This is a genomic window from Aeribacillus sp. FSL K6-2833 (assembly GCF_037965815.1).
In the GTDB taxonomy this organism is placed as follows: domain Bacteria; phylum Bacillota; class Bacilli; order Bacillales; family Aeribacillaceae; genus Aeribacillus; species Aeribacillus composti.
Map to the genome: position 1 here is coordinate 2,481,281 of NZ_CP150189.1, position 12,058 is coordinate 2,493,338.

Consider the following 12,058-nt stretch of genomic DNA (forward strand, 5'->3'; position numbering starts at 1 on the left):
TGAAACCAGCCTTGTCCGATTTAAACAAGGCCGGTTTACTAACTGCTACCGAATGGCAATAATGTTTTCTTCGCCCTTGTTTACTTTGCCTACTTTTTTCAATTCAATTGCTTCACCTTCTTTTAAATTAGTGAAGACAATCGGCGTCATAATAGAAGGAGAATGATTTTTAACATATTCAAGATCCACTTCAAGAAGTTTGTCACCCAATTTTACAGTATCGCCTTCTGAAACGAAAATGTCAAATCCTTTTCCTTTCAATTTTACTGTATCAATACCAAAATGGATCAATATTTCATGGCCAGAATCAGACTGCAAGCTAATAGCATGTTTCGTTGGAAATACATTTAACACTTTACCGTTAACAGGAGAGACGACGATACCTTCTTCAGGTACAATAGCAATCCCATCTCCCATCATTTTTCCAGAGAATACTTGATCCGGTACTTCTGTAATCGGATGAAGAGTACCTGTCATAGGCGATGAAAATGTTAAGCTTTCGCTTTGTAATTCTTCCGGCATAACATTTTCCACTTGTTCTTTAACTTCCTGCTCTGGAGAATGAACTTTTTCTGCTCTTGGAGTTCTTCCATTCATGATGTCTTGTATTTGAGTTTTTAAATTGTCCGATTTAGGGCCAAAAATTGCCTGGATGTTGTTGCCCACTTCTAAAACACCTGAAGCGCCGAGCTTTTTCAAGCGTTCTTTATCAACTTTCTTTTGATCATGAACAGATACGCGCAGCCTTGTGATACATGCATCAAGGTGCTGAATATTTTCATTTCCGCCAAGCGCCTCTAAAATGTTATATGGAAGATCTCCGGCTTTTTCGCTCTCCTGCTCATCATCAGACGTTTCAACACTTGCATCTTCCCGTCCAGGAGTTTTCAGGTTGAATTTTCGGATGGCAAATCGGAAACCGAAATAGTAAATGACCGCAAATACAAGCCCAACTGGGATAACGAGCCACCAAGCCGTTCGATTCGGAAGGACGCCAAATAATATAAAGTCGATCACTCCGCCTGAAAAAGTCATTCCAATTTTAACATGTAAAATATGCATGACCATAAAGGATAGTCCTGCAAATATCGCATGAATCGCAAACAAAAGCGGTGCTACAAACAAAAAGCTGAATTCAATCGGTTCTGTAATTCCTGTTAAAAACGATGTCAACGCGGCAGAACCCATAATCCCTGCGACCACTTTTTTATTCTCGGGTTTGGCTTCGTGATAAATAGCGAGTGCTGCGGCAGGGAGACCGAACATCATAAACGGAAATTTACCTGTCATAAACGTTCCAGCTGTCAATTCCACACCGTCCTTGATTTGGGCAAAGAAAATGGCCTGATCGCCGCGAACAACGTGCCCTGCTTCGTTTACATAAGAACCAAATTCATACCAAAAAGGAGCATAGAAAATATGATGTAATCCAAACGGAATCAATGAACGTTCAATCACACCGAAAATAAAAGCGGCGAGCGTTTTGTTCGTCTCAAGTATTCCTTGAGAAAACTGGTTTAATGCCCCTTGGATCGGCGGCCAAATAAAGTACATCGCAATCCCTAATAGAACAGCGGACGCAGCTGTCACAATTGGAACAAACCGCTTTCCGGCAAAAAATCCTAAATATTGCGGAAGCTCAATTTTATAATATTTGTTGTACATATAAGCAGCTATGATACCTACTATGATCCCGCCAAACACACCTGTTTGCAAAGTCTCAATTCCGAGAACGTTTGCAAATGCTGGATCAGAACTAATATCTTTAGGCATTTGACCCAAACCTGTTAAAATACCGTTCATTGTAACATTCATAATTAAGTAGCCGATGACTGCTGCAATCCCTGCAACTCCATCGCCGTTTGCAAGACCGATTGCAACGCCGACTGCAAATAACAACGGCAGGTTGGTGAATACTATTTGCCCAGCTTGCTCCATGACGCTTGCGATAAGCACGATCCAGTCGTTTGTTAAAGCAGGAATTCTATCTGTTAAATCCGGATTTTGCATAGCATTACCAAATGCAAGCAAAATACCTGCTGCAGGAAGAAGCGCTACCGGCAGCATAAGCGCGCGTCCTATTTTTTGTAAAACACCGAAAATTGATTTAAACATAACATGACCTCCTTATAATTATCATTTGACAAATGCAGCAAGAATAATCGATGTTTAGAAAAAACAAAAAAGGCATGGCGAAACAAGGCGTCAACTGTACGAAAACAAATCCCTATACAGTACACCTTGCTCACTCATGCCTGATCGAATCAGTAACACGTGCGCAAAATTTATTCTTTTTTTGCTATTCGATATAAATGCATCGTTAAATAAACAGCTTCTGCTTCATCAATTTGTTTTTTCAATACTTGCTGCATCATTTTAATCATTTTCCATGCAATATTATAGCATAGAGGATATTTTTTTTTCAACAATAAAGCTAATTCTTCTGGTTCTTCCGTTTTTTCCTCTTTGAGAACCCTTTCAATTGTTGCCTGAAGATGCCTTACAAGCCGCAAATAATTAAAGCTTTCTTTATCAAGCTGGATGTTTAAGGAATCTTCTGCAACTTCGATTAACTGAGCAATAAGCTGAGAATGGCGGTTCACTTCAGAAATTGATTTATGCGTTATGGCGCTGTGAATGTGGAGAGCGATGAAACCGATCTCACCTTTGGGCAGCTTGATTTTCAGCTTATCTTCAATAATGGACACCACTTCACTAGCAATATTATATTCTTTCGGATAAAGCACTTCAGTCTCCGACAAAAAAGGGTTTTTGATGTCCATCCCCTGCTCGATCCTCTTAATTGCAAACGTAATATGGTCTGTTAAAGCTATATGAATATGTTCATTCAGAGGAAGTCCGACTTTCTTTGAAATGTGGGCAATACAGTCTGAAACAACTTCTATCATCTTCTCGTTTGTATAAGGAAGAAGTTTTTTATATTGTTCCTGTTCTTGTTCGTTTTTCAGCACAAATATCTTTTCAACTGTTTCGTTGGAAATCAGCTCCCCCCCTTTTTTTCCGAAACCGATTCCTTTTCCAATCAAGACGACTTCCTGAAAGGTGTCGTGGCCAGCTATTAATACATTATTATTCAACACCTTTTTTACTTTAAAGGACCCCATGTTTAAAAAGACGCTCCTTTACCAGAAATCTATATAATCGTACAAAAAAAGAACGGGGAGGTCAATGCATTTTGCACTCAGCAAAAGCAAGAAAAAATTTACAATCGAACACCTAAGACTGGGGGTGAGGCATCTAAAATGGAAATAGAAAATTTAGTTTTTTCATCATTCTCGGCAGTTCATACTTTCCTTTCCAAAAATGAAGAGTCCGTTTTTTTCAACTGTCGCCTTTTAAAGGTTCTATATGCACATGTACGTTCGTAATATTAAATTCTTCCGTCAGCCTTCTTTCCACTTCATCACAAATCGCATGGCTTTCAACGACATTTAAATTAGAATGAACTTTAATGACAACATCAACATATACGGTGCTTCCGACATATCTGGCTTTAATATCTTCAAGCGATTGAACCCCGGGTATATTGTTAATCGTTTCTTTATATTTGTCTAACTCCTTCTCGGAAAATCCGTCCGTTAAGGAATGAACCGCTTCTTTGAAGATATCCCAGGCAGTTTTGCAAATAAGCACTCCGATGATCATCGCAACAACTGTGTCCATCCATGCGATATGAAATTGCGCGGCCAAAATCCCTAGGAATGTTCCGACACTGACATATGCATCGGATCGATTGTCCATAGCTGCTGCCATGAGCGCTTGACTTTTTATTTTTTTCGCAAGTCTTACATTAAATAAATAAACGGAAAACATGACGATTGCTGAGCCAATAGCCGTCCATGCCGCGATCAAATCAGGTGATTCTGTTTTCGGGTTTATGATTGATTTTGCTCCTTCAGTAAGCACTTCAAAACCAACCATGACCATAATCAATGATGCAATTAAAGACGCAATGGTTTCTGCCCGAAAATGTCCATAGTGATGATCTTGGTCAGGAGGACGCTGCGATATTTTTAATCCGACTAAAACCGCGATCGAAGCAATTACATCAGTCCCGTTGTTCAGTCCGTCAGCCATTAAAGCTTCCGAATGAAAAAAATATCCGACCGCTATCTTTACAACGGTCAACAAAATATAGGCTGCAATGCTAATCCATGCTCCCCGTTCACCCTTTTTTAAATTTTGATAAACTTCCACCTTCCACTAACTCCATTCGTTTAGTCTGCCATTTATACTATCAAAAAAACATGTAAAGGTCTATACATACAGATTATTTCCTTGTTACAAAAGGTTTAATATCAAAAGGTTTTTCTGAAATCAAAGCGATCATTCCAATATGGAGATTAGTAAAATAAGGAAAAATATAAAATTATTTCATTTTTTTACATTACATTAAAAAAATATAGCAACCAAACTTTTTACAGTTTGATTGCTATCAATCGAGAGAGATTAATTTTCTTTTTGTGTCAAATAAACCGGGATCATTTGAATCGAATGGTTTAGGTCATCAAGCTTGCCTTCAATCCGGTGAAGCAAATAGAGCGTCACAACAATAGGAAAACCGACATCGCTGATAAACGACAGCCAATCGTGCAAACCAATCCCTCCCTTTATGGCATCTGAAATCCGGCCTGTTCCCGAACCGGAAACAGGCCGCTTCCGTCAGCTCATCGTATATTCTGTCACCGTTTGCTCAATAATTCTGGCTCCTTTTTTTGAAACGAGCGAACCCCCAGAAGAAGTAAAAACATTTGATTGAATGATTGTTTCCATAGCTTGACCAATTTGCTCTGCTGTTAATGAATCCTTAGGTTCATCAACATTGATTCTGACTGTCTTTCCTTCCGTATTGGCAAAAAGAAGATCGAGCGATTTAGACATTTTTTCACCCCCAGATTACTTATGCATTAATTTGATGCGTATCGTTTCGTTCCACTTTGGCAAGCGGCATTTTTTGAAGACTGGCAATTGCTTGGGCTGCTCTAAGCAAATCATCTGCACTAGCTGACGTTTTAATATTGCTGTAATTTTTATAGCGATACAGCGGCTTGCCGGAATGATCAAAACCTTCTTCAAAAACAAGACGCAATTGTGATTTGACCGGTTGAACCTCAGCCATTTGCTCGCACCTCCTTTCACCTTCTTTATATAAAGAAATGAAAAAAAGGGGCAGCAAATATGTAAAAAGGTGAAAAAAGAAATGAAAACGGAGCCCTGTCGCTGCAGACAACGGCTGTTGATGCCGTTTTGACCATTTCCAATAAACGGAATCTCTTTGGTTTCGTCAATATTTTATTTGGATAAAACTAAATTTTAGAGTAATGAATTTCATCAAAATTAAAAAAGCATTTACGAAGTGCTCTCTTTTATTATGAAAGTGGTCAAACCCCATTAAAAAAGGAGACTTCGTAAATGCAAAACTATTGTGTATCACAAAACGGAACGGATGAAAAAATAAAAGAGCGGTGTCCGCTCTTTTTAAATAGAAAGCTGTTTTGACAACGTATATAATTCTCCGATTGGTTCGCTCTTTTCTTTCAATATCTCTTCAATATCATGATCAACGATTTGGTTTTTCTGTATTCCGACTGCTCTTCCGCCTTTTCCTTCTAACAGAAGCTCAACTGCTCTCGCTCCCATTCTGGAAGCAAGAACTCTATCAAATCCAGTTGGAGAGCCGCCGCGCTGAATATGTCCTAATACCGATACTCGCGTCTCAATGCCGTATTTTTCCTTTAAAATATCGGCAAGTTTTGATGCGCTCATAACTCCTTCAGCTAACGCAATAATGGAATGTTTTTTCCCGCGTTCAACACCATGCTCCAACCGCTTGACAATATCATCTAAGTCAAACGATCTTTCAGGGATTAAGATCGTTTCAGCGCCTCCAGCTACTCCTGCCCAAAGCGCTATATCACCAGCATGCCGCCCCATCACTTCGATTATAAAAATCCGCTCATGGGATTGCGCTGTGTCCCTAATTTGGTCCATTGCCCTTACAACCGTATTCAGAGCTGTATCAAATCCGATCGTGAAATCTGTTCCTGGAATATCGTTATCGATCGTTCCAGGCAATCCAATGCAAGGGAAGCCTTTTTCCGTCAGCTTCAAAGCCCCTCGGTATGATCCGTCTCCGCCAATTACAACAAGACCTTCAATTTCAAATGATTTTAATTGTTGAATCGCAAGAAGCTGTCCTTCTTCTGTTTTAAATTGTTCAGAGCGCGACGATTGGAGAATCGTGCCGCCGCGGTGAATAATGTCCCCTACAGAGCCAAGCTCTAATTTTTTTATGTCACCGTTAATTAATCCTTGATATCCATGGTATACTCCATAAACTTCCAACCCATGAAATATCCCTTTTCTTACAACTGCACGTATTCCAGCATTCATCCCCGGAGAATCTCCGCCAGACGTTAATACAGCTATTCGTTTCATTCCATCACCTCATTATGCAGTTCAATAATTGCTGCCATCTCATGTTTTATAAAATGTATTATATCAAAAAATTTTCCCGCTTAAATGATTTTCTCGTTATTCAGCTTTTCGAAATCCGGCTTCTTTTGCTTCCTCCTCTGTACAAAACATCATTTCTGGTTTTGTTATATAATAGTGCCTGCTGCCAGGCATATGGTATATTTTTTCACCTTTTGAATTAATGTTTCCTTTTATGTCGCAGCCCTCTTTTTTGTCGTCTTGTCCAATCTTATCATTAAATCCATCGTTTGTAACATAGTTTTCTATACTCCAGATTCCGATTTCTTTGTGCTGGGCTTTTTTTTGAACATCCAAAAAACGGTCTACATATTTTGTATTTGGCTGATGAACGTATGCGACGCGGGCTAGCCCGTTTTCAAGCAGCATTTCATTAAACATTTGTCCGTTTATATATAAATAAACAAGTAATCTTCCATACTTGTCACGTTCTCTAACGCCAAGCTCTAATTCAACTTTTTTGTCTGACAGCATTTCTTTTGCAAAATTGCTTGCTTCGATTGCAAATGGCTGCACAGGCTTCGTTGGGTGTACAGATTCAGGAGTATCGACAAGAAGAAGTCGGATTGTTTCTTTTTTATTGTTGACGATGACTTTCATCGTATCACCATCGACGACATCAATTACTTTGGCTTCCAACCGATTGTTTACGGCTGAATCATCTTTTTGCCAAAGCTCCCATCCGAAAAATAATGCAAGCAAACCAAAAAATAAAACAATCCATTTTCTCCACATGATGTTCTTCCTCTCTATTGTGTCCATTCAATGAAATATCATTTTAAGCGAAAAGAACATTCATATCAATAAGAAATGTGGAGGATTTTTCACCTTCAAAGTTATTTTAAATGTTGTTTACATTTTTCTCGGAATATTTTATAAATAAAACCATTCTAGTATAATAATAATGGTAAAGCAATCGGGGGAGTTAAGGAGTGTATTTTTTGTGACATTTATCAAAAGAAATATCGTCCCGATCCTCTGCTTGGCGGCATTTTCGTCACCCATAATCGGCATGATGTTAATTGATGTGTATTATTACAGTTCGGTAATCGGGTGGGTGGTTGGATTCATTTTTATTGTAGCTGCATACATAATTGTAACGAAACGACCCGATGACTCTGAACCAAATGACTTTTTAAAAGAAAATAAAAGGCGGATCATATAGCTTAATCCGCCTTGTTATTCTTCTTATTTATGATCTTAATAGCCGCAATCCATTTAAAATGACAAGTATGGTGCTTCCTTCATGGCCAATGACTCCGAACGGCAAGTCAATGACTTGAAGGAAATTAGCACATATGAGAAGGGCGATGACCGATAGAGAAAAGGCAATATTTTGTTTCACAATTTTGTTCATTTTTTGCGACAATTCGATCGCTTTGATCAATTTCGTTAAATCGTTTTTCATTAATACAACATCTGCTGTTTCCAAAGCAACATCCGTTCCCTCCCCCATTGCTATACCGACAGATGCTGTTTTTAAAGCTGGTGCGTCATTGATACCGTCGCCGATCATCGCCGTTACGCCGAATTGTTTATTCAACTGCTTTATTCGGTCAACTTTGCTTTCAGGCAGACATTCACCGTGAAATTCATCAACGGATGCCTCTTTAGCAATGGCTTCAGCTGACGCTTTCGTATCGCCCGTCAGCATCACCGTATAGATGCCTTTGCTTTTCAATTCATCCATCAAATTTTTCATATCAGGTCTAAGTACATCTTTTAAAGCGATGCTTGCGGCAATTCCTTTTTCGTCTTTAACATAAACAACCGTTTTCCCTTGTTTGTATAATTTCTTGGAAACAGAGTTTTGAAATTGTTCAGCCTCTTCTTTTCCGACAAACGCAGCTTTCCCAACGAATATTTTCTGCCCGTTCCAAGAAGCAGAAACTCCAAACCCTGAATGTTCATCCACTGATACCCATTCATCTTTCAGTCCTTTTACATTTTCCTGAATATAAGCTGTAATAGCTTTGGCAAGAGGATGGGAGGATTGCCGCTCAATATTATAAACTGCTTGTAACAGCTCTGTTTTTTCGATGTCTGGGCGTACGATTACGTCCGTGACGATCGGCTCGCCTTTTGTCAAAGTTCCCGTTTTATCAAACGCGACCGCCCGAATTTTATTAAGACGCTCTAAATGTACGCCCCCTTTAAACAAAATGCCGTTTCTTGCCCCGTTAGAAATAGCGGATAACGTCGCCGGCATGATCGAGGCGACGAGCGCGCACGGGGAAGCCACTACCATAAACACCATCGATCTGTAAAAAGCTTCCTGAAAGCTCCAGCCTAATAAAAATGGAGGAGCAAACATCAAAACAGCCACTGCAATAAGCACACCTTTTACATACGTTCCTTCAAATTTTTCAATAAATTGCTGGGACGGAGATTTTTCAGATTGGGCGTTTTGCACCAGTTCAATAATTTTTTGAAAAAGCGTTTCCGATGCTTTTTTCGTTACGCGAACGGTGATCGATCCATTTACGTTTACAGTCCCTGCATACACTTCACTTCCAGGCTCTTTCTCAACCGGGATGGATTCGCCCGTTATAGCTGATTCATCCACTGTCGTATGACCATTTATGAGCTGGCCATCCACCGGAATGCGGTCCCCGGGCTTCACAATGATCAAATCTCCAATCGATAAAGTGGAAACATGCACTTTTTCTTCCCGTCCATCTACTAAAAGCAGCGCTTCTTCAGGCTGCAATTCCATCAATGAAGAGATCTCCTTGTTTGTTTTGTTCATTGTATACGTTTCTAATGCGCCGCTTAGGGCAAAAATAAAAATTAAAATCGCTCCTTCAAGCCAATGGCCGATTATTGCCGAACCGATAGCAGCAAAAACCATCAGCAGCTCTACATTCAACTTGCCTTCGCGGATCGTTTCTTCAATTCCCTCTTTAGCTTTGGCAAATCCCCCAATAACGAATGCGAAAATAAATAAAATCGTTGATATGATGTTGAAATCATCTATGCTAAGCAGCCAAGCGAAAAAAATGAGAACACCTGACACAATGGCCGCAATCATTTCAACATGCTGTTTCAACCCTTGAAATAATTCCGTATTATGAAACATCTTTGCTTCCATTCTCACTTACAACCTCCTAACTGAGAATAAAATTCAGCTTCACTTCTATTGAATTCCATATGCTATTCTTGGCGACTAGTAAAAAAACTATTAAAATATCAACATCTATATGTATATTATATATCAACAATTATTTTTTTCAAGTAATAATTATATTAATTTTAAATTAATAATTAATATTAATAATTATTATCATTCTCAATCACGGTTTTTTACAGATCAAAAACGTTGGTTGGAAAATCGGTCGATTCATATGTTAAGCATTAAAATTCTATTTTTTAAAAAAGAAAAAGCACAGAAGCTTCGCTGTGCTTTACAAATCGGTTAAACGTTTTAATTGTTCGGTTGTTACGGGACCAATGATTTTTTTAAACACCTGTCCTTGTTCATCGATTATAAAAGTAGTGGGAATGACCATAACCTTGTATAATTTCATGACTTCGCCTTTTTCATCAAAAAGCACAGGAAAATCAAATCCGCTCTTTGATAAAAAAGACTTTACTTCTTCTTTTCCCCCTTCTTCTGAAGTAATGTTAATTCCTAAAAACGCGACGTGCTCAGAATCCGCTTGTTCATAAAAACGTTGAAGCTCAGGCAATTCTTCCTTACATGGAGGGCACCACGTCGTCCAAAAATTGATCACGACCTTTTTCCCTTTAAAATCCGAAAGTTTTACCATCTTGCCGTCAGTTGTTGGCAAAACAAAATTGTTAGCGGGCACTTTCGAATTTTCTTTCGTTATTATTTCTTTCATGGTTGTTTTGCTCGGTGCATTTTCTTGTTTCAAATCGCTCTCTTGACATCCAAAAAACACACATGATATAAGCAGAAAATGAAAAAGCAAGGCAGCTGTTTTTTTCAAAACGCTTCCCCCTTCATGAGAGCACTATTTTTTTCCATTCAATGATGGAAAAATGATGACTTTCGCTATTTCATACTTTATTGCTGCGATAGATCACAGTAGAGACACCCGGAAAATCTTAATGAACACGTTTTTCCTTCAGCGACCAATAGCCAATGCCGATTTTTTGGCATATTGTCATATAATGCATTAACAATTGCAGCAATCCTCCTGCATTGAGCCCGATAATAACTCCTGACATTTGCCATTCTGGCTGCGATCCAAGCAAAAAGATGACGACAAACGAGATAAAATGCGCCCAAACCGTATGAAACAAAGCATCCTTTATTAAATTCAGACCGATCAAATACGCTTGCAGCGGAATGATCAAAAAGTGGGTAAAAAAGTACGGCCATAAAAGCTTTAAAAAAAGTGTTGCAGTAGTTCCGTTGACAAACAAACTTGTAAGCGGCTCAGCAAAAGCAAACATAATCACAATCGCAGGTATTCCGTAAAGCATTGTCATTCCGAGCGATTGCTGCAAAAGCTTCTTTAAAAGTTCCTGGTTTCCTTTAGCAAACGCTTCTGATACAGTTGGGATCAAAATCGTTAACAGTGCATGAGCGATAAACGCGGGAAAAAAGCCGATCGTCATCGCAACTCCGGAAAGCAGACCGAACTGCTCTGTCGCTCCAACCTCCGAAACACCTGCTGCCATTAATGCATATTTGATTAAAAACGGCTGAATCGCATGTGTCATAGAATGAAAAATGCGCAAAATTGTCGTCGGAACAGAGACACGAAATAAACTCCGCCGGATCAAAGCTGTTTTGGATGAAGCGAGCGTGCTTTTTTTTAGTTCTTGCGCCTGATAGACATAAACGGTAAGCAAATAAAGAACAATAACGGCTTCGCTTGCAATAAATGAGCTTAACCCTGCAATGACAGACATTTCAGGAGAAAATTCAAACAGGTTGAACAGCAAAATGAGCAGAATAAGCTGAACAAGCTTGCGAAATCCATTTGCAAATGCAATTTTCCCCATTTGCTGCGTGCCCATTAAATAGCCTCTAGCAATAGAGGAAAAAGAAATCATCGGAACAAGCAGTACAAATAAAACCGTAACGGAAGGATGATAGCTTTTTAGCGGCGGAAGAGCAGGAAACAGCAAAAAAACAATTAAGCTGAAGCAAATGCTGATCCACAAAGTTAGGCGAAAAGCATATTTCAACATTGGCCAATGGTACGGCTTTTCAGTTTCCGCCACATATTTTGAAATAGATATCGGCAATTCAAAGCTTGCTAACACGATAATGAAAAACATAATAGGCATGATCGACATATAGTGGCCGATGCCTTCTTCACCAAGTTCCCGCGTCAATACCATGTTAATCATAAAATCAAAGCATTCCCCTAGAAACGAAGCAACGATTAAAAGCAGAGCTCCCTTAAAAAAAGTTTTCATTTTTCCTCCCTCTTTTCTTATTTCATGCATATGAGACAAGTTCAAAAACATGACAGAGGATCGGAAGAGGGAGGAAAATTTTTAGTCAGCCTTTGTTATTTCGGTTTCTCGTTTCATTGGCAAACGAAGCAATCAAATATTTAGA

Annotated in this window: 12 protein-coding genes; 1 reads left to right on the forward strand and 11 read right to left on the reverse strand. The window is 39.0% G+C overall.

Features of this window, described 5'->3' with window-relative positions:
- Window positions 1-45: 45 nt before the first annotated feature.
- From ptsG to NSQ94_RS12070, 8 genes are all read right to left on the reverse strand, one after another.
- Window positions 46-2,115: a glucose-specific PTS transporter subunit IIBC gene (ptsG, locus tag NSQ94_RS12035; RefSeq protein ID WP_066247960.1), complete on the reverse strand. Its 2,070-nt coding sequence runs from the start codon at window positions 2,113-2,115 to the stop codon at window positions 46-48.
- Between the two features lie 170 nt (window positions 2,116-2,285).
- Window positions 2,286-3,125, reverse strand: coding sequence for a PRD domain-containing protein (locus NSQ94_RS12040; RefSeq protein ID WP_066247958.1), 840 nt, complete (start codon window positions 3,123-3,125; stop codon window positions 2,286-2,288).
- Between the two features lie 217 nt (window positions 3,126-3,342).
- Window positions 3,343-4,218, reverse strand: a complete 876-nt coding sequence (locus tag NSQ94_RS12045; protein WP_063389341.1) for a cation diffusion facilitator family transporter — start codon at window positions 4,216-4,218, stop codon at window positions 3,343-3,345.
- 252 nt (window positions 4,219-4,470) lie between these two features.
- Entirely contained in the window at window positions 4,471-4,617 is a 147-nt protein-coding gene (locus tag NSQ94_RS12050) for a YvrJ family protein (protein WP_063389342.1), read from the reverse strand.
- Between the two features lie 66 nt (window positions 4,618-4,683).
- Window positions 4,684-4,902, reverse strand: coding sequence for a DUF2922 domain-containing protein (locus NSQ94_RS12055; RefSeq protein ID WP_063389343.1), 219 nt, complete (start codon window positions 4,900-4,902; stop codon window positions 4,684-4,686).
- Between the two features lie 19 nt (window positions 4,903-4,921).
- Complete coding sequence (locus NSQ94_RS12060; protein WP_063389344.1) at window positions 4,922-5,140, reverse strand: DUF1659 domain-containing protein; 219 nt, start codon at window positions 5,138-5,140, stop codon at window positions 4,922-4,924.
- A 359-nt stretch (window positions 5,141-5,499) separates the two neighbouring features.
- Window positions 5,500-6,459 carry a 6-phosphofructokinase gene (pfkA, locus tag NSQ94_RS12065; RefSeq protein WP_066247956.1) on the reverse strand — a complete coding sequence of 320 codons (960 nt, stop codon included), beginning with the start codon at window positions 6,457-6,459 and terminating at the stop codon, window positions 5,500-5,502.
- Window positions 6,460-6,555: 96 nt separating this feature from the next.
- A complete protein-coding gene (locus NSQ94_RS12070) occupies window positions 6,556-7,251 on the reverse strand; it encodes a thermonuclease family protein (protein ID WP_063389346.1) in 696 nt (231 codons plus the stop codon).
- Window positions 7,252-7,459: 208 nt separating this feature from the next.
- Here NSQ94_RS12070 and NSQ94_RS12075 point away from each other — a divergent pair, with 208 nt between their 5' ends.
- On the forward strand, window positions 7,460-7,681 hold the full coding sequence (locus tag NSQ94_RS12075; RefSeq protein ID WP_082829436.1) for a hypothetical protein: 222 nt from the start codon (window positions 7,460-7,462) through the stop codon (window positions 7,679-7,681).
- A gap of 27 nt (window positions 7,682-7,708) precedes the next feature.
- Here NSQ94_RS12075 and NSQ94_RS12080 read toward each other — a convergent pair whose 3' ends face one another.
- From NSQ94_RS12080 to NSQ94_RS12090, 3 genes are all read right to left on the reverse strand, one after another.
- A complete protein-coding gene (locus NSQ94_RS12080; RefSeq protein WP_063389348.1) occupies window positions 7,709-9,607 on the reverse strand; it encodes a heavy metal translocating P-type ATPase in 1,899 nt (632 codons plus the stop codon).
- 313 nt (window positions 9,608-9,920) lie between these two features.
- Window positions 9,921-10,469 (reverse strand): TlpA disulfide reductase family protein, encoded by a 549-nt coding sequence (locus tag NSQ94_RS12085; RefSeq protein ID WP_066247954.1) that lies wholly within the window; start codon window positions 10,467-10,469, stop codon window positions 9,921-9,923.
- A 118-nt stretch (window positions 10,470-10,587) separates the two neighbouring features.
- Window positions 10,588-11,913: an oligosaccharide flippase family protein gene (locus NSQ94_RS12090; protein WP_066247952.1), complete on the reverse strand. Its 1,326-nt coding sequence runs from the start codon at window positions 11,911-11,913 to the stop codon at window positions 10,588-10,590.
- Window positions 11,914-12,058: the final 145 nt, after the last annotated feature.

Bases quoted from the DNA above. Each gene is read 5' to 3' on its own strand.
- ptsG (WP_066247960.1), bottom strand. From the start codon at position 2,115: ATGTTTAAATCAATTTTCGGTGTTTTACAAAAAATAGGACGCGCGCTT.
- NSQ94_RS12040 (WP_066247958.1), bottom strand. From the start codon at position 3,125: ATGGGGTCCTTTAAAGTAAAAAAGGTGTTGAATAATAATGTATTAATA.
- NSQ94_RS12055 (WP_063389343.1), bottom strand. From the start codon at position 4,902: ATGTCTAAATCGCTCGATCTTCTTTTTGCCAATACGGAAGGAAAGACA.
- NSQ94_RS12060 (WP_063389344.1), bottom strand. From the start codon at position 5,140: ATGGCTGAGGTTCAACCGGTCAAATCACAATTGCGTCTTGTTTTTGAA.
- pfkA (WP_066247956.1), bottom strand. From the start codon at position 6,459: ATGAAACGAATAGCTGTATTAACGTCTGGCGGAGATTCTCCGGGGATG.
- NSQ94_RS12070 (WP_063389346.1), bottom strand. From the start codon at position 7,251: ATGTGGAGAAAATGGATTGTTTTATTTTTTGGTTTGCTTGCATTATTT.
- NSQ94_RS12080 (WP_063389348.1), bottom strand. From the start codon at position 9,607: ATGGAAGCAAAGATGTTTCATAATACGGAATTATTTCAAGGGTTGAAA.
- NSQ94_RS12090 (WP_066247952.1), bottom strand. From the start codon at position 11,913: ATGAAAACTTTTTTTAAGGGAGCTCTGCTTTTAATCGTTGCTTCGTTT.